Origin of the sequence: Vibrio sp. J2-3(2022), from assembly GCF_021725735.1 — a bacterium.
GTDB classification, from domain to species: domain Bacteria; phylum Pseudomonadota; class Gammaproteobacteria; order Enterobacterales; family Vibrionaceae; genus Vibrio; species Vibrio diabolicus.
Genome location: NZ_JAKKCK010000004.1, coordinates 295375 through 313558, shown reverse-complemented (window position 1 = coordinate 313558; position 18184 = coordinate 295375). Strand labels below are relative to the sequence as shown.

Below are 18184 nucleotides of genomic sequence, written 5' to 3'. Positions count from 1 at the left end.
TAAATTGAACTTAGGGGGAAGTAAAATTACTTCGCTAGGTTCTCAGCTACGAAGTCCCAGTTTACAAGTGCCCAGAAGCCGTTCATGTAATCAGGACGTACGTTGCGGTAATCGATGTAGTATGCGTGTTCCCACAGGTCAACAGTTAGAAGTGGTGTTGTACCTTCTTCTGTTAGAGGAGTAGCAGCGTTAGAAGTGTTAACGATCTCTAGAGAGCCGTCAGCTTTCTTAACAAGCCAAGTCCATGAAGAACCGAAGTTGTTGATTGCTGAATCAGTAAACTTCGCTTTGAATTCTTCGAAAGAACCGAATGCTGCGTTGATTGCGTCAGCAACTGCGCCAGTTGGTTCGCCGCCCGCGTTTGGAGCAAGACAGTGCCAGTAGAACGTGTGGTTCCAGATTTGCGCTGCGTTGTTGAATACGCCACCAGTAGAAGTCTTGATGATCTCTTCTAGAGTTTTGCCTTCGAACTCAGTGCCAGGGATAAGACCATTTAGCTTAACAACGTAAGTGTTGTGGTGCTTACCGTGGTGGTAGTCTAGAGTCTCTGCTGAGATGTGTGGTTCTAGTGCGTCTTTCGCGTAAGGAAGAGCTGGTAGTTCAAATGCCATTACTCGATTCTCCATTGATTTGAAAGGATGACCTTTCGATTGCTTCCAGTGTTTTTTATAGCTATGTAGCCTTTAAGGCTGACTTGCTAAGTATTTTAGCAAGTTTTTACTTTATTAAAACCCCGATATGAAAATATTTTAAGGGGTTAGCGGCTGTGAAGTGCTGAATTGCTCGCCATCAAGCAACCTGAATTTAAGCCTTATTAATTATATGGTTTTTATTCTGTCGTTATTGAGTAGAATGTGGCAAATAAACAAAGTTCAAACCCATGAATGAGGAAGCGATGGAAACTATCGACAAAATCAAACAGCAGATCTCTGAAAACTCAATCCTGCTGTACATGAAAGGATCACCGAAACTGCCAAGCTGTGGTTTCTCTTCTCAAGCGTCACAGGCTCTAATGGCATGTGGTGAGAAGTTCGCTTACGTAGACATTCTGCAAAACCCAGATATCCGTGCTGAGCTACCAAAGTACGCACAATGGCCAACATTCCCTCAACTATGGGTTGAAGGCGAGCTTATCGGCGGTTGCGACATCATTCTAGAAATGTTCCAAAAAGGTGAACTTCAGCCTCTAATCAAAGAAGCTGCAGCGCGCGCTGAAGATCAAGCTGAGTAATTCGTAAATACTCACATTTAGCGATAGAATACGAAGGAGCCGTACTGGCTCCTTTTTCTTTTTAGGTTAGTGGAATGAACATAAAGCTTTACTACGTGCATGACCCAATGTGCAGTTGGTGTTGGGGTTACAAACCGACGCTTGATAAATTGAAACAGCAACTGCCAGGCGTTATTCAGTTTGAGTATGTGGTGGGTGGTCTTGCGCCAGATACTAGTTTGCCGATGCCACCAGAGATGCAACAAAAACTCGAAGCTATTTGGAAGCAGATTGAGCGTCAGTTGGGCACCAAGTTTAACTACGATTTCTGGAAGCTTTGTACGCCAGTAAGAAGCACTTACCAATCTTGTCGCGCAGTTATCGCAGCGGGCTTTCAAGATTCTTATGAGCAGATGCTAGAAGCGATTCAACATGCGTATTACTTACGTGCGATGCCTCCTCATGAAGAAGCGACTCACTTGCAGCTAGCTAAAGAAATTGGTTTGAATGTTCAGCAGTTCAAGAACGATATGGACGGCTCTTTCTTAGAAGGTGTGTTCCAAGATCAACTGAGTCTTGCAAAGAGCCTAGGCGTGGATTCTTACCCTAGCTTGGTTCTTCAAATTAACGACGCTTATTTCCCGATTGCAGTGGATTATCTGTCAACAGAGCCTACCTTGAAACTGATACGTGAGCGTATTATTGACAATATGCCAGCGCAATAATCGCGATTTCAAATAACAAAAAGCCGCTCAATGAGCGGCTTTTTCGTAACTAAGAATATCCATCAAACAACGGTACTAAAGCACCATTGCAGCAATCCAACCAAAGATGATCAGTGGAATGTTGTAGTGGATAAAGGTTGGAACAACCGTTTCCCAAATGTGCTCATGCTGACCGTCGGCATTTAGACCAGATGTAGGGCCTAATGTAGAGTCAGAAGCAGGAGAGCCTGCATCACCCAAAGCGGCAGCAGTACCAACTAGCGCGATTGTTGCCATTGGCGAAAAACCAAATGCCAACGCGAGTGGAACGTAGATTGTCGCCAAGATTGGAATGGTTGAAAACGATGAACCGATACCCATTGTTACCAACAGACCAACAATTAGCATTAATAGCGCAGCAAGCGGCTTATTATCACCAATGCTGGTAGAGAGAGACTGTACTAATGTCTCAACGCCACCTGTTTGCTTCATTACCGCAGCAAAACCTGCGGCAGCGATCATGATGAAACCAATCATAGCCATCATATGCACGCCTTTTGTGAAGACATCGTGCGTTTCTTTCCAGGCAATCACACCGCCAAAAGTAAACACCATAAAGCCAGCTAGAGCACCAATAATCATTGAGCCGGTGTAAAGCTGAACACCCAATGCGGCGACAATACCAAGAGCGGCCACCAAGATGTGCTTTTTATTGATAGCATGATCTGTCTCGTGAACGACAGTCAACTCCGTTTCTTCGTAGATGCGCGGTTTACGGTAGCTAACAAAGATCGCCAGCAATAGACCAAACAACATACCAGCACCTGGCAGTAACATTGCAGTTGGAACTTGGCTTGCAACCACGTTTTCCAAACCGTTGTCATGTAGGTTCTTTAATAGAATATTGTTTAAGAAAATACCGCCGAAACCAACAGGTAAGATCATGTAAGGTGTGATCAAACCGAAGGTAAGAACACACGCGACCAAACGTCGATCGAGCTTAAGTTTCGCAAATACGCCCAAAAGAGGTGGAATCAAAATTGGAATAAAGGCGATATGGACCGGAATTACGTTCTGAGATGACATAGTGACAAGAACGAGCGCGACTAACACCGCGTACTTTAACCCGGTAGTCGACGCCGAGTTTTCTTTACCGTTTAAGCGCTTGATAACACTTTTTGCCAGTAGGTCCGTGATGCCGGATTTAGAGATGGCAACGGCGAAAGTACCTAACATTGCGTAGCTCAGAGCGATAGTTGCACCGCCACCTAAACCACTTTCGAACGCGGCAACTGTGTCTCCAAGGCTCATGCCTGCGACAAGGCCACCAACGATGGCACTAAACGTGAGGGCAACCACCACGTTTACGCGCATCAATGCTAACACGAGCATGACGCACACTGATATAACGACAGGATTCATACTTTTCCTAATATGTTGTGTTTACTTATTATTCTTCGTCAGCAAGCGGCCAACCGCCGAGGGCCTTCCATTTGTTGACAATACCGCAGAATAATTCTGCTGTTTTTTGTGTATCGTAAAGCGCTGAGTGTGCTTCACGATTATCGAATTCCATCCCGGCCGTTTTGCATGCTTTCGCGAGAACCGTTTGACCATAAGCAAGGCCACTCAATGTTGCCGTGTCAAAAGTAGCAAAGGGATGAAAAGGGACTCTTTTTAGTTTACAGCGCTCATTGGCTGCATTTACAAAACCTAAGTCGAATGCTGCGTTATGGGCAACCATAATTGCGCGCGAGCAATCTGCGGCTTTTTGTTCTTTGCGAATAAGTTTATAAATCTCTTTTAACGCTTCTTGCTCAGAAACTGCACCACGAAGAGGGCTATATGGGTCACGAATACCATTGAATTCTAGCGCTTCTTTTTCTAAGTTAGCGCCCTCAAATGGCTCAACATGAAAATGAATGGTGGAGGCTGGATGCAACACGCCATCTTCGTCCATTTTTAACGTAACGGCGCAAATTTCTAAAAGTGCATCAGTTTGAGCATTGAAACCTGCGGTCTCAACGTCTACTACCACAGGGAAATAACCACGAAAGCGTTTTTTCAAGGTCAGAGCTTCATTTTCTATTGTCATGTCGGCTTATTTTTGTGTGACGAAGGCTGCATTATTGCAGATTATACCGACGAGAAAAACCGCAATTTAGGAGAAAAACGGAATTCTATTTTGCATCTCATCAATACGCTCGATCGCATTTCGGGTGATTGAGTTACCATGATTAACGTTAATCGTAATATCACGATATTTCGCACGTTGGCGAGGTTTTTGCATGCCAGGTGAAGTGGTTTTATTGATTCAAATTGACGGCAACAGACTGCCGTTTAAGAGACAGTACTTAGATGAAGAAATGGCTGATTACTAGTGGCGTTGTATTTTCGTTGTTTAGCACAAGCAGTTTTGCTGTGATGGGCAAACGTTATGTTGCCACTCCACAGCAATCTCAATGGGAAATGGTGGTCAACACACCGTTAGAATGCCAACTTGTTCACCCTATTCCAAGTTTTGGAGATGCGGTATTTTCATCTCGTGCGAATAAAAAAATCAATTTAGACTTTGAGTTAAAAATGCGTCGTCCGATGGGAGAAACACGTAACGTCAGTCTCATTTCAATGCCGCCACCTTGGCGACCAGGTGAACACGCCGATCGAATTACAAACCTAAAGTTTTTTAAACAGTTTGATGGTTATGTCGGAGGGCAAACAGCATGGGGCATTTTGTCTGAGCTGGAAAAAGGCCGTTATCCGACTTTTAGTTACCAAGATTGGCAGAGCCGAGATCAGAGAATTGAAGTCGCATTGTCATCAGTACTATTTCAAAACAAGTACAACGCGTTTAGCGACTGTATTTCCAACTTATTGAAATACAGTTTTGAGGACATTGCTTTTACGATTTTGCACTACGAAAGACAAGGTGATCAGTTAACCAAGGCTTCTAAAAAGCGTTTATCACAAATTGCAGATTATATCCGACATAATCAAGATATCGATCTCGTGCTGGTGGCGACGTACACAGATTCAACCGATGGTAAAAGTGCGAGTCAAAGTTTATCAGAGCGACGTGCAGAGTCACTTCGTGATTATTTTCAGTCTCTAGGGCTACCGGAAGATCGAATTCAAGTGCAAGGGTACGGCAAGCGTCGTCCTATTGCTGATAACGGTTCGCCAATAGGAAAAGACAAAAACCGCCGAGTCGTAATATCTCTAGGGCGAACCCAAGTGTAACGAATATAAAAACGCCGAAGCTGAAAGCTTCGGCGTTTTTAATTTACTGACGTTGTTAATAATATTTTAATGGGATTTTGCTAAGTACCTTTCGGTGATTCCGGCTGTATAATTTGAATGTTAGTTTAAGCGGAATTTGGCAATGACTTCGCAATTTGTTGCGGTATCGATTTTTTCAACCTGTTTGGCAATAGCCGGATTAGGGTGACGTTTCATGAAGTCTATTAATGCTTTAGTGCAACATCCTATTGAGTCGATAAAGCTTGCACATTCTTTATTTGGGCATTGTGGGATGAGTGTTAAGACTTTCTCTGAAGCCAGCTGAAGGTATTTGAGTTCATAGTCAGTGTCTCCGGCCCAACGCCAGAACTGAGCTAAGTTATGACAAGAAATCACAGAAATTAATAATCGCTCGTCTGCTTCAATTTCCACACATTCGCTAATATCTTCACTCAGGCTTAGGGCTTGCTGGTAATGAAGAATGCTGCGAACAGGGTCATCTAGTTGAAGTGCTGTATCGGCTAGAAGTGTGTGTTTTTCCCATTCACTGATCATTATCGTAATCCCGCATATCGAAGTTGCGAATAAATCTAAACGATAATTATTATCAAGTAAAGTGTTTTGTTTATAAAAGAACAGGCAGATCGCAGACCTGCCTGTAATCGATGTTCAACTTGCAGTACAAGTGATTATTAGAAGTGCCGCTTAGCCTTCAAGACCTGCTGAAGCTTGCTTGTTTTGGATAAGCTCAATCATATAACCATCTGGGTCTTTTACGAATGCAATGTGCGTGCTTCCGCCTTTTACTGGACCTGGTTCACGCGTCACATTACCGCCCGCCGCTTTGATAGCGTCGCAAGTTGTGTAGATATCATCAACACCAATGGCGATATGACCAAAAGCAGTACCTAGGTCATATTCAGTTTTACCCCAGTTGTAAGTTAGCTCGATCACAGCACCTTGGGATTCGTCACCGTAGCCAAGAAACGCCAGTGTGTATTCGTACTCTTTATTCTCGTTCGTACGAAGCAACTGCATGCCCATAACTTCAGTGTAAAACTTGATGGATTTGTCTAGATCACCTACGCGAAGCATAGTGTGGAGAATTCGACCATTTGACATTTTTTGCTCCTAGCTTTGATTTTCAAATAGCGTTAGCTATCTGGATATACTTTCTCTTTATATTCGCACAAATCTTCAATAATGCAGCTACCGCAGCGAGGCTTTCTCGCCAAGCACGTGTAGCGGCCATGAAGAATGAGCCAGTGGTGCACATCGAGTTTGAACTCTTTTGGCACAACTTTTAATAGCTTTTGCTCGACATCATCAACCGTTTTGCCCATTGCAAACTTAGTACGATTCGACACGCGATAAATGTGCGTATCGACGGCAATGGTTGGCCAACCAAAAGCGGTGTTGAGCACGACGTTTGCGGTCTTGCGACCTACGCCTGGTAGCGCTTCTAACGCTGCACGATCTTCAGGAACTTCACCATTGTGTTTTTCCAACAAGATCTTACAAGTCTTGATAGTGTTTTCTGCTTTTGAGTTAAACAAACCGATGGTCTTTATGTATTCTTTTAAGCCATCAACTCCCAAATCGAGAATACTTTGTGGTGTATTAGCGACAGGGAAAAGCTTGTCGGTGGCTTTATTGACACTTACATCGGTTGCTTGCGCTGATAGTAATACCGCGATTAGCAGTTCAAAAGGGGAGCTCCAGTTAAGCTCAGTTTGAGGATTCGGATTGTTTTCTCGTAATCGCTCAAGAATTTCGATTCTTTTTATTTTGTTCATTGCTGACTTCCAATACCGTCTCTGCGGTTTATGAAAAAGGCTCCTATGACAGAGCCTTATTTTGTTATGCGTTGGTGACGCGAGCACGTTCTATGGTTGGTTTTTCTTCTTTAGGTTGACGTGCCTGGACTGAATTATCGATGACATTTTTAAGCGCTATCAACAGACCAACACCGATAAATGCACCGGGTGGAAGAAGCGCTAGCAGAAAGCTGTTGTCAAATTGGAAAACTTGGATGCGGAGAGCGGATGCCCAGTCTCCTAATAGCAGATCTGCCCCGTCGAATAGTGTGCCATTACCAATTAACTCACGCATGGCACCTAGCACGACTAAAACGCTTGTCATACCAAGACCCATCCATAAACCGTCTAATGCTGCAGGCGCAACATCATTTTTTGAAGCGTATGCTTCAGCTCGACCAATAATGATGCAGTTCGTTACAATCAGAGGAATAAAGATACCAAGAGACAGGTATAAACCATACGCATAGGCATTCATCAATAACTGAACGCAGGTAACAAGTGAGGCAATAATCATCACGAATACAGGAATGCGGATCTCTTTTGGTACGTAATTACGAATAAGAGAAACCGTGACGTTGGAGCCGACCAGCACTAATAAGGTTGCAATACCAAGACCTAAGGCATTGGTTATTGTGGAAGAAACTGCTAGTAGTGGACACAGACCCAGCAGCTGTACGAGAGCAGGGTTATTGCTCCACATACCGTTTTTCATCAGTAATTTATTTTCACTCATTACTGCTCTCCTTCACAGCCTAACGGTTGGCTAAGAATGTCTTCACGAGATTGGTTTACGTAGTTAACGGTATTTCGCACCACTTTTACGACGGCTCTAGGTGTGATCGTTGCACCAGTAAATTGATCGAAATCACCACCATCTTTACGAACTTTCCATGAGTTCCAGTTACTTTCCGTGACTTGTTTGCCCGTAAAGCTCAGGATCCAGTCGGTGACACGAAGATCAATTTTATCGCCCAGGCCAGGGGTTTCTTGATGGCTTAAGACGCGTGTCCCCAAAATATTGCCCTGATTGTCAATCCCAGTAATAACTTTTATCTCACCATTGTAGCCATCTGGCGCGATGGATTCTATTGCGATTGCTGTCGGTTCACCATTCTTCGTGGCGAGGTAGGCTGGCATCGCACGCAATGTCCCCAGTTCTGGTGACGTGACCATAGTGCAGGCTTGCGTGAGTGCGTTGTCATGCATGTTTTCTGGAATGACTTGATTCAAAACAGAAAGCAATTGTTGTTGTTCTTGTATCTTGATTTGGTCTTTTGTTAGGTACTGAGTAAAGGCGACTAATCCGGTTGTTGCACAGGCAAAGATCGCAAGTGTCAGACCATTTTTTCTAATAGCGGTTAACATGTTTACCTCAGTGACCGTAAGTTCTAGGTTTGGTGTAGTAATCGATCAGTGGCACACACATATTTGCAAGTAACACTGCGAATGCAACACCATCAGGGAAGCCGCCCCAACTGCGAATGATAAAGACCAAAGCACCAATAAGCGCGCCAAAGATCAAACGTCCTTTAACGGTGGTAGACGCCGACACGGGATCGGTTGCAATAAAGAATGCGCCAAGCATGGTTGCACCTGATAACAAGTGGAAGATTGGCGACGCAGTTTCCCCAGGGGTCAGCAAGCTGAACACGAGGCTAAATAGCGTCAGGCTCACTAGGAAACCTGCTGGGATATACCACTGGATGATGCGTTTTTTGATCATCACTAAACCACCAAGTAAGTAGGCAAGATTTACCCATTGCCAACCAATGCCAGCTAAGCCATCGAATATTGGCTGCGACAGTACTTCGCTTGGGGTTGCACCTGTATGAATACCGGTCTTAAATGCATCAAGTGGCGTCGCCATTGTCACGCCGTCAACCCCCGTTCGAACTTGCTGAAGCGATAAGCCGTCGTAATCATAGCCCGTAAAAATTAAAGAGAGTGTATCTGCAAAATTTACGTGATCAGGTATGAGTGACGTCGGGGCACTCCAACTCGTCATTTGCACTGGGAATGAGATCAACAAGACCACATAAGCGACCATAGCAGGATTGAATAAGTTTTGACCAAGGCCACCATATAGGTGTTTAGCGATTACGATCGCGAAAATAAGTCCGATCACCATAATCCACCACGGAGACCATGGTGGGATAGCAACGGCTAATAACCAAGCGGTAACGATCGCACTGTTATCACGTAGTGCTCGCATCGGCGAACGTTTACGGAATACCATAACTAAGGCTTCAAGTGATACAGCGACTGCGATGGCAAAAATCAGCTGAATAAGCGTTCCCCACCCAAAGAAGTAGGTCTGAGCCGCTAAACCTGGGAGAGCACAAAGTGCCACCCATTTCATTAAGTCAGGTGTACTACGACGGCTGTGGGTATGCGGTGAACTGGCAATAAAAAACGACACTACTCGTTCTCCTCAGTATTATTTTTATTAGCTTCTTGCTGCGCTTTGCGAGCCTTCGCGCGCGCAATAGCAGCAGCGACAGCCGCTTTTTTCGGATCTTCAGTTTGTTCAGCAGGCGTTTCAGCTTCTACCGTTTCGGCTGGTTCTTCTTGCTTAGCTTTACGCGCTTTGGCACGCGCAATGGCAGCAGCAACCGCGGCTTTCTTCGGATCTTCAGTTTGTTCAGCAGGCGTTTCAGCTTCTTCCGTTTCAGTTGAATCTGCTTGTTTCGCTTTACGCGCCTTAGCGCGTGCAATGGCAGCGGCCACGGCGGCTTTTTTCGGATCTTCAGCTTGCTCAGCAGGCGCTTCAGCTTCTACCGTCTCTGCTGAGTCTGCTGAGTCTGCTGAGTCTGCTGAGTCTGCTGAGTCTGCTTGTTTCGCTTTACGAGCCTTAGCGCGTGCAATGGCAGCAGCAACGGCTGCCTTCTTCGGATCGTCGGTTGGCTCAGTAGACGTTTCAGCTTCTTCGGTTTCAGTTGAGTCTGCTTGTTTCGCTTTACGAGCCTTAGCGCGTGCAATGGCAGCAGCAACGGTTGCCTTCTTCGGATCGTCGGTTGGCTCAGTAGGCGTTTCAGCTTCTTCGGTTTCAGTTGAGTCTGCTTGTTTCGCTTTACGAGCCTTAGCACGCGCAATGGCAGCTGCAACGGCGGCTTTCTTCGGATCGTCGGTTTTCTCAGCAGATGCTTGAGCTTCTAACGTTTCGGTTGGTTCTTCTTGTTGAGCTTTTTTCGCTTTAGCTCGGGCGATGGCTGCTGCAACTGCCGATTTCTTATCATCAGCGTTGTTGTCTGGCGTTTCGCCTTGCTCTTTTTGTGCTTTACGTTCGCGGGCTAGACGTTTGCGTTCTTCGCGCAGTTTTGCCATTTCTGAGTTATCAGGTTCACTAGAGCCTGCTTTAGCGGCTGCGGCCTGTTTTGCCTTCGCTTTGGCAATGGCTGCAGCGACGGCAGGTTTAACGGCTGGCTCTGCTTTTTCTGTTGTTTCTGTCTTCTGAGCTTTCACTCGTGCGATCGCTGCTGCAATCGCATCATCACCACCAGAAGATTTCATGTCTTTACGGCGCTGATCGGCTGCTTTCTTAAAGCGATTTTCACGTTCTGCTTTTTCGCGTTCCATACGCGCTTTCTTCTCTTCAAAACGCAGCTTCGCTCGCTCCGCAGCTTCCGCTTCTTGTGTTCTGGTGCGAATTTCCGCTTTTGCTTGGCGGTAATACTGTACGAGAGGAATTTCACTTGGACACACAAACGCGCAAGCACCGCACTCGATACAATCCTTTAGGTTTAGTTCTTCGAGTTTGTCATACTCTTCAGCTTTTGCATGCCATTGCAGTTGCTGAGGTAGTAGTGAAGCAGGGCAAGCTTCAGCACATTGGCTACAGCGAATACATTCCATCTCATGTTGGTGTGGAGAGATCTCACGACGAGTCGGGGCAAGGATACAGTTTGCTGTCTTGGTAATCGGCACTTGAGAGTGGGGAAGGGTGAAGCCCATCATTGGTCCACCCATGATTAAACGTTGTAACTTCTTATCGGCTTTATAGCCAAACTCATCCAATAACGCCTGTACTGGTGTACCTAATAATGCCCAAACATTGCGTGGTTGTTTGAATGTTTTACCGGTGAGAGTCACCACGCGTTTTATCATCGGTTCACCATCGATGATTGCGCGTTTGATTGAGTAAAGAGAGCCGACATTTTGAACCAAAATACCAATATCGGCTGGAATTGCGCCGCTTGGTACTTCTTTATTGGTCAAAATTTTGATCAGCTGTTTTTCGCCACCAGAAGGGTATTTAGTCGGGATAACGCGAATAACGATATCTTTGTTTAGAGCCGCAGCTTCTAACGCTTTGATTGCCTCTGGTTTGTTATCTTCAATACCAATAATCGTGAGCTTTGGTGTCAGGATATGTTCGACAATCTCGATACCTTGGATGAGCTCTTCGGCATGCTCTTGCATGAGCTTGTCATCTGATGTGATGTATGGCTCACACTCAGCTGCGTTGACGATAAGAATCTCTGTGCGAGCAAAACCTGATTGGATTTTTTTTGCGGTAGGGAAACCTGCGCCACCCATACCTGAAATGCCTGCGAGACGAATAATATCGATCAGAGCGTCAGGTGTTTCTTGTTTGTAATCCGCGACGGGTTTTCTGTCACACCATGTATCGTTACCATCAGGGGTAATGACCGCACAGAGTTCACTCAGACCTGAAGGGTGAGCAACGGTTCTAGGCTCAATTGCGGTGATCGTACCCGATGTAGGAGCATGCACTGGAACGGTAAAACCAGTTTCGGATTGCGTTAATGGCAGACCTTTTAATACGTGGTCACCTTCGGCAACCAATAAGTTACCAGCCTTACCAATGTGCTGTTTTAGCGGTAATACAATTTCTGATGGGATAGCCGCGTGAACGAGCTCAGTTTTGTTGGACTGCTTTTTGTTTTCTGCCGGATGCACACCACCAGGGAAATCCCAAAGCGAGCCTGTACGAATTTGTTCAATCAAAGACAACATGCGAAACCTTACTTAATTGAATCTTTCACGTTCGCTGCATCGTCGGCAGCATCCGTAATGTTGAGTACTGGAATGGAGTTAAGTTGCCACTTCCAGCTTTCCGTGGTGGTTGCCACAGGAATCATTTCAATACAATCAGTTGGACATGGTGCAACACATAAGTCACACCCCGTACATTCGTCTTTAATTACGGTATGAACCGCTTTGGTTCCGCCTACAATTGCATCCACTGGACACGCTTGAATACACTTAGTACAGCCAATGCACATATCTTCATGGATAAACGCAACGGTTGGAATTTTGTTGTCGAGATCGTGCGCAGATTCTTCTGGCTCAACACCCATTAAGTCGGCGAGCTTTTCGATTGTTGCCTGACCGCCTGGCGGACATTTGTTGATGTGGTCGCCATTTGCAATCGCTTCAGCATAAGGGCGGCAACCAGGGTAGCCACATTGACCGCATTGAGTTTGAGGTAAGATTGCGTCGATTTGATCCACAATTGGGTCTGCCTCGACTTTGAAGCGAATAGAAGCAAAACCAAGTATCGCGCCGAAAATCGCAGCAAGAACCGCTAACGCGATGATCGCAATTAAAATCGTACTCATTGTTTACTTCACCAAACCTGTAAAGCCCATAAAGGCTAGTGACATTAAACCCGCTGTAATCATTGCAATCGATGCACCTTTAAAAGGCACTGGTACGTCGGCGGCAGCTATGCGCTCACGCATGGATGCAAAAAGTATCAACACCAATGAGAAACCAACAGCGGCGCCGAAGCCGTAGATAATCGATTCGATAAAGTTATGGTTCTCATTAATATTAAGAAGCGCGACACCTAATACCGCGCAGTTTGTAGTGATCAGCGGTAAGAAAATACCAAGCAAGCGATAAAGTGTTGGACTTGTTTTGTGCACAACCATTTCGGTGAACTGCACCACAACTGCTATCACCAAAATAAAACTCATGGTTCGAAGGTACTCAATACCCAGTGGACGAAGAATGTAGCTTTCCACTAAATACGCACACACTGACGCGAGCGTTAGCACAAAAGTTGTCGCTAAGCCCATACCTATTGCTGTTTCCAGTTTTTTGGACACACCCATAAAAGGACAGAGGCCCAAAAACTTCACCAGTACAAAGTTGTTCACCAGCACAGTGCCGACCAACAACAAAACATATTCGGTCATAGTTATTACGTTCTTAAAATCCGATCTTGATATTATCGTGTTTTGTGACACCAATAACAACCAGTGAACGATGTGGTTTTACATACACGATGGAAAAATAGTCGTCTATGTGAGGTATTTTGATGAATCAATAAGAAATTGAACAGCTTGCTGAATGGATTTTACAAAGACGCTGGTGCTGTCTTTCCTCAAAGAATCTTTTGCTCAGAAGGCGGGAATTACATTTAGCGAGTAATTTTAAGTCGTCACTTGAGATATTGATGGTGAAAGAAGTTTTTTATTTCAAAACGAAAAAAGCCGTGTCTTGCGACACGGCTTTTCTGGAATTTGGCTCCTCCTGCTGGGCTCGAACCAGCGACCTGCGGATTAACAGTCCGTCGCTCTACCAACTGAGCTAAGGAGGAATTGCTTTGCTTGAAAGCGGGACGAATCTTACCGAGCAGCCAAACTACTGTCAACAGTAAAAAAATACATTTTTAGCAAAAAATATTGAGGGAAGGGCTTTACTTTTCTGTACTACTTGTCAGCAAAGGGGTGAGGTTACTTATCCACTAATTTTGTGGATAACTATGTTGATGAGATCTGAGTAAAGATCTTTTATATGCAACCTGGTTTTTATTCAGTGAATTTTTAATCAGGGTTATACAGAGAATATGCAATTAAAACATAGATTTATTGATATTAAGCAAAATGTATTCAAGGTGGATAAAAATCTAGCTTTTGGGGATAAAGACTGTTTAGGCCAATTTTTGGGGAAAAGTTGTGGAAACTGCAATGTGAAGAATGGGTGTGGCTCTTCAGCTAGGGCGAAGTACTATATCAGAGTAGGTTTTGTATGGCTATAGCATTCTAGACAAACAAGAAAATTTATTAACAATGGTGGGTAAATTTTCGATAGACGTAGATTTCATTGGCTAAGGTGTATATATATACAGCCAAAGCGCAGTAAAGTTGAGGAAGGGTATGAGTAAAGTCTATGAATTGGTCTCCGATTATCAGCCATCGGGTGACCAGCCGGGAGCGATCAAGCAGCTGCTTGAGGGGCTCGATGCTGGACTGGCACATCAAACACTATTGGGGGTAACGGGATCGGGTAAAACGTTCACACTAGCGAATGTTATCGCTCAAGCCCAGCGACCTGCAATATTACTTGCTCCAAACAAAACGCTCGCAGCGCAATTATATGGCGAGATGAAATCATTCTTTCCCAATAATGCGGTGGAGTACTTTGTTTCCTACTACGATTACTACCAGCCTGAAGCTTATGTCCCGACGACGGATACTTTCATTGAAAAAGACGCATCGGTTAACGCTCACATAGAGCAAATGCGCCTTTCCGCAACGAAAGCACTATTGGAACGTAAAGACGCGATTATCGTTGCGTCTGTTTCTGCTATCTATGGTTTGGGTGACCCAGAATCTTACTTGCAAATGATGTTGCATTTACGTCGTGGTGACGTGATTGATCAACGGGACATGCTACGACGTTTGGCAGAGCTACAATATTCGAGAAATGACGTGGCATTTGAGCGAGGACAGTTTCGGGTTCGTGGCGAAGTGATTGATATCTTTCCAGCGGAATCTGACCAAGACGCAGTTCGTGTCGAAATGTTTGATGATGAAATTGACTGCATCAGTGTTTTTGATCCATTGACTGGTGTGGTGAAACAGCGAGATTTACCACGCTACACCATTTACCCTAAGACGCACTACGTGACACCAAGAGATCGTATTCTTGAAGCGATTGAAAATATTAAGGTTGAATTAGAAGTACGCAAAAAACAGCTTCTAGATAACAACAAGCTACTGGAAGAACAGCGTATTAGCCAGCGGACTCAATTCGATATCGAGATGATGAATGAGTTAGGTTTTTGCTCAGGTATCGAAAACTATTCTCGTTATCTCAGCGGACGATCGGAAGGCGAGCCGCCACCGACATTGTTTGATTACTTGCCTCATGACGGTTTGTTGATCATCGATGAATCCCACGTGACGGTGCCGCAGATTGGTGCCATGTATAAAGGTGACCGCTCTCGTAAAGAAACGCTGGTAGAGTTTGGTTTTCGCTTACCTTCTGCGTTAGATAATCGTCCCCTCAAGTTTGAAGAGTTTGAAGCGTTAGCACCGCAGACGATTTTTGTCTCTGCGACGCCAGGAAATTATGAACTAGAAAAATCGGCTGGTGATGTAGCGGATCAAGTTGTTCGTCCAACAGGCTTGCTTGACCCAGAATTGGAAGTTCGCCCAGTGGCGACCCAAGTAGACGACTTGTTGTCTGAAATTCGCCTCCGTTCTGCTAAAGATGAGCGAGTTCTAGTGACAACATTGACTAAACGAATGGCCGAAGATCTCACCGAGTACTTGCACGAACATGATGTTAGGGTACGTTACTTACATTCAGATATTGATACCGTAGAACGTGTGGAGATCATCCGCGATCTTCGTCTTGGCGAGTTTGACGTGCTGGTGGGAATTAACTTGCTACGAGAAGGCTTGGACATGCCTGAAGTTTCGCTGGTTGCAATATTGGATGCAGATAAAGAGGGCTTCTTGCGCTCCGAGCGTTCACTGATTCAGACCATTGGTCGTGCTGCGCGAAATCTTGAAGGTAAGGCGATTTTGTATGCTGACCGAATCACCAACTCCATGAAAAAGGCGATGGATGAAACCAACCGCCGCCGCGAGAAGCAGAAAGCGTACAACGAAGAAATGGGCATTTCGCCGCAAGCGCTCAAACGAAATATCAAAGATATTATGGAATTGGGCGATATTACCAAGTCTAAACGTCAGCGTAATACTAAACAGGTACCGTTGTCGAAAGTGGCGGAGCCTTCGCAAACATACGAGGTCATGTCTCCTCAACAGTTGGAAAAAGAAATCAGTCGACTTGAGGCGGCAATGTATCAGCACGCGCAAGATTTAGAGTTTGAATTGGCGGCGCAAAAGCGTGACGAGATTGAAAAACTAAGAGCGCAGTTCATCGCAAATAGTTAAAAATAAGCTTAATGATCTAGCTTAGCCAAGTGTTTTAGATTGCTTGCAAAAAAAAAGAAGCCAATAGGCAGTCGGGTCTATTGGCTTGTTTTGTGAACATCTCGTTCACTAACAACGTCAGTTGGCTAGGTGACCCGAGGGGTCACTAATACTATCAGCATGGTTTATGCCATTTTTTAAATAATTGATATTATTTTTGAATCCTTTCTCTTACCCATAATTTAGCTAATGTTATTTGCAAAATGCAAAGCGTAATGCGATTATTGTTTAAAACACAACAAAATATTAGCTAGGTTATGCAACAAAAATCTGAAGGTCCTAAATCTCGTTACCTTTTAATGGTTGAGGATACCGCATCTGTTGCGGCACTGTACCGCTCATACCTGACACCGCTTGGTATAGATATCAATATTGTCGGTACAGGTAGGGATGCCATTGAAAGTCTCAACCATAGAATTCCAGATCTTATTCTGCTCGATCTTCGTCTGCCAGATATGACGGGGATGGACGTTTTACACGCTGTAAAAAAGAGTCATCCAGACGTACCTATTATTTTTATGACCGCTCACGGTTCTATCGATACCGCGGTAGAAGCAATGCGTCATGGCTCTCAAGACTTTTTGATCAAACCGTGTGAAGCAGACCGTTTACGTGTCACGGTTAACAATGCGATTCGTAAAGCGACTAAGTTAAAAAACGAGGCTGATAACCCGGGCAATCAAAGTTATCAAGGCTTTATTGGCAGCAGCCAAACTATGCAACAGGTTTACCGCACGATTGATTCAGCAGCGAGCAGTAAAGCGAGTATCTTCATCACTGGTGAAAGTGGTACGGGTAAAGAGGTATGTGCCGAGGCAATCCATGCGGCAAGCAAGCGTGGTGACAAGCCTTTTATTGCGATTAACTGTGCTGCAATTCCAAAAGATTTGATTGAGAGTGAACTGTTTGGTCACGTGAAAGGTGCTTTTACCGGTGCAGCAAATGATCGTCAGGGTGCAGCGGAATTAGCGGATGGTGGCACACTTTTCCTTGATGAATTGTGTGAGATGGATTTAGATTTGCAAACCAAATTGCTACGATTTATTCAAACCGGCACGTTCCAAAAAGTGGGCTCATCAAAAATGAAGAGCGTGGATGTTCGCTTTGTTTGTGCAACTAACCGTGACCCATGGAAAGAGGTACAAGAAGGTCGATTCCGTGAAGATTTGTACTATCGTTTGTATGTCATTCCTTTGCATTTGCCGCCTTTACGTGAACGAGGTGAAGATGTCATTGAAATTGCATACTCACTGTTAGGCTATATGTCGCACGAAGAAGGAAAAAGCTTCGTGCGTTTTGCACCTGATGTAATCGACCGATTTAATAGCTATGAGTGGCCAGGCAACGTTCGTCAGTTACAAAACGTGCTGCGCAATATCGTTGTTCTAAACAACGGTAAAGAAATCACGTTGGATATGTTACCGCCACCGCTGAATCAACCGCTTGACCGTCCGTCTTCTGTGGCGAAATTCATTGAGCCGAAGGTGATGACTGCGTCTGAGATTATGCCGTTGTGGATGACAGAAAAAATGGCGATAGAGCAAGCGATTGAAGCGTGTGATGGCAATATCCCCCGAGCGGCGGGATACCTTGATGTCAGTCCGTCGACGATTTACCGCAAGTTACAGGCTTGGAATGGCAAGGAAGAGCGGCAAAAAGTATGAGTGTGAATGTATTAAATCAGCAAAAAATCGATGAACTGTCGATGGAGATTGGCAGTGATAATGTTCCTGTTTTACTCGATATTTTCTTAGGGGAGATGGATACCTACATCGAGAATTTATCTCAGTTTCAAGGGACAGAGCGATTGCGTTACCTAAAAGAAATCAGTCACGCGTTGAAAAGCAGTGCAGCGAGCTTTGGAGCAGACCGTCTTTGTCAATTGGCGATGTCGATAGATAAAAAAGCCAAAGCAGGTGAGTTAGCTGAAGAGTCAGGCGAGTTAAAAACGATGTTCGATCTTTTGCACGAAACACGTGACGCTTATCGTGATTGGCAGCAGTAATGCGCTGT

Annotated in this window: 18 protein-coding genes and 1 tRNA gene; 6 read left to right on the top strand and 13 right to left on the bottom strand. The window is 44.8% G+C overall.

Annotation, left to right across the window (positions count from 1 at the left end):
• Window positions 1-26: 26 nt before the first annotated feature.
• Window positions 27-611, bottom strand: coding sequence for a superoxide dismutase [Fe] (gene sodB, locus L3V27_RS16545; RefSeq protein ID WP_005396533.1), 585 nt, complete (start codon window positions 609-611; stop codon window positions 27-29).
• A 284-nt stretch (window positions 612-895) separates the two neighbouring features.
• Between sodB and L3V27_RS16540 the strand changes: the two genes are divergently transcribed.
• Together L3V27_RS16540 and L3V27_RS16535 are read left to right on the top strand one after the other, a co-directional pair.
• The gene (locus tag L3V27_RS16540) at window positions 896-1231 is read left to right on the top strand and encodes a Grx4 family monothiol glutaredoxin (protein ID WP_017635833.1); all 336 of its coding nucleotides are present in this window, start codon (window positions 896-898) and stop codon (window positions 1229-1231) included.
• Window positions 1232-1305: 74 nt separating this feature from the next.
• Entirely contained in the window at window positions 1306-1935 is a 630-nt protein-coding gene (locus L3V27_RS16535) for a DsbA family protein (protein ID WP_012841567.1), read from the top strand.
• Window positions 1936-2010: 75 nt separating this feature from the next.
• On the opposite strand, the gene L3V27_RS16530 is transcribed toward L3V27_RS16535, so the two are convergent.
• A complete protein-coding gene (locus L3V27_RS16530) occupies window positions 2011-3336 on the bottom strand; it encodes a Na+/H+ antiporter family protein (RefSeq protein ID WP_005396535.1) in 1326 nt (441 codons plus the stop codon).
• Between the two features lie 28 nt (window positions 3337-3364).
• Window positions 3365-4009 (bottom strand): ribonuclease T, encoded by a 645-nt coding sequence (gene rnt, locus L3V27_RS16525; protein ID WP_005396536.1) that lies wholly within the window; start codon window positions 4007-4009, stop codon window positions 3365-3367.
• A gap of 263 nt (window positions 4010-4272) precedes the next feature.
• Between rnt and L3V27_RS16520 the strand changes: the two genes are divergently transcribed.
• Window positions 4273-5154 carry an OmpA family protein gene (locus tag L3V27_RS16520; RefSeq protein WP_012841571.1) on the top strand — a complete coding sequence of 294 codons (882 nt, stop codon included), beginning with the start codon at window positions 4273-4275 and terminating at the stop codon, window positions 5152-5154.
• 120 nt (window positions 5155-5274) lie between these two features.
• Here the strand turns inward: L3V27_RS16520 and L3V27_RS16515 are convergent, their stop codons facing one another.
• The 10 genes from L3V27_RS16515 to L3V27_RS16470 all read right to left on the bottom strand — a co-directional run bounded on the left by L3V27_RS16515 (window position 5275) and on the right by L3V27_RS16470 (window position 13542).
• Window positions 5275-5709: a DUF2753 domain-containing protein gene (locus L3V27_RS16515; RefSeq protein WP_005384886.1), complete on the bottom strand. Its 435-nt coding sequence runs from the start codon at window positions 5707-5709 to the stop codon at window positions 5275-5277.
• A gap of 150 nt (window positions 5710-5859) precedes the next feature.
• Complete coding sequence (gloA, locus tag L3V27_RS16510; protein WP_005380739.1) at window positions 5860-6276, bottom strand: lactoylglutathione lyase; 417 nt, start codon at window positions 6274-6276, stop codon at window positions 5860-5862.
• A gap of 32 nt (window positions 6277-6308) precedes the next feature.
• Window positions 6309-6950 carry an endonuclease III gene (gene nth, locus L3V27_RS16505; RefSeq protein ID WP_042522463.1) on the bottom strand — a complete coding sequence of 214 codons (642 nt, stop codon included), beginning with the start codon at window positions 6948-6950 and terminating at the stop codon, window positions 6309-6311.
• A gap of 64 nt (window positions 6951-7014) precedes the next feature.
• Window positions 7015-7707, bottom strand: a complete 693-nt coding sequence (locus L3V27_RS16500; protein ID WP_005396543.1) for an electron transport complex subunit E — start codon at window positions 7705-7707, stop codon at window positions 7015-7017.
• Complete coding sequence (gene rsxG, locus L3V27_RS16495) at window positions 7707-8339, bottom strand: electron transport complex subunit RsxG (protein WP_006743364.1); 633 nt, start codon at window positions 8337-8339, stop codon at window positions 7707-7709. The genes L3V27_RS16500 and rsxG overlap by 1 nt, the downstream gene beginning before the upstream one ends.
• A gap of 7 nt (window positions 8340-8346) precedes the next feature.
• A complete protein-coding gene (gene rsxD, locus L3V27_RS16490; RefSeq protein ID WP_005396545.1) occupies window positions 8347-9393 on the bottom strand; it encodes an electron transport complex subunit RsxD in 1047 nt (348 codons plus the stop codon).
• Window positions 9393-11951 carry an electron transport complex subunit RsxC gene (gene rsxC / locus L3V27_RS16485; protein WP_237312346.1) on the bottom strand — a complete coding sequence of 853 codons (2559 nt, stop codon included), beginning with the start codon at window positions 11949-11951 and terminating at the stop codon, window positions 9393-9395. The genes rsxD and rsxC overlap by 1 nt, the downstream gene beginning before the upstream one ends.
• Before the next feature lie 8 nt (window positions 11952-11959).
• Complete coding sequence (rsxB, locus tag L3V27_RS16480) at window positions 11960-12556, bottom strand: electron transport complex subunit RsxB (RefSeq protein WP_012841575.1); 597 nt, start codon at window positions 12554-12556, stop codon at window positions 11960-11962.
• A gap of 3 nt (window positions 12557-12559) precedes the next feature.
• Entirely contained in the window at window positions 12560-13138 is a 579-nt protein-coding gene (rsxA, locus tag L3V27_RS16475; protein ID WP_005380762.1) for an electron transport complex subunit RsxA, read from the bottom strand.
• 328 nt (window positions 13139-13466) lie between these two features.
• Window positions 13467-13542: transfer RNA gene (locus tag L3V27_RS16470), tRNA-Asn, on the bottom strand.
• A gap of 559 nt (window positions 13543-14101) precedes the next feature.
• Here L3V27_RS16470 and uvrB point away from each other — a divergent pair.
• From uvrB to luxU, 3 genes are all read left to right on the top strand, one after another.
• A complete protein-coding gene (gene uvrB / locus L3V27_RS16465; RefSeq protein WP_047010067.1) occupies window positions 14102-16132 on the top strand; it encodes an excinuclease ABC subunit UvrB in 2031 nt (676 codons plus the stop codon).
• 296 nt (window positions 16133-16428) lie between these two features.
• Window positions 16429-17835, top strand: coding sequence for a quorum-sensing sigma-54 dependent transcriptional regulator LuxO (luxO, locus tag L3V27_RS16460; protein ID WP_005396653.1), 1407 nt, complete (start codon window positions 16429-16431; stop codon window positions 17833-17835).
• Window positions 17832-18176 (top strand): quorum-sensing phosphorelay protein LuxU, encoded by a 345-nt coding sequence (gene luxU, locus L3V27_RS16455; RefSeq protein ID WP_182036421.1) that lies wholly within the window; start codon window positions 17832-17834, stop codon window positions 18174-18176. The genes luxO and luxU overlap by 4 nt, the downstream gene beginning before the upstream one ends.
• The last annotated feature ends 8 nt before the right edge of the window (window positions 18177-18184 follow it).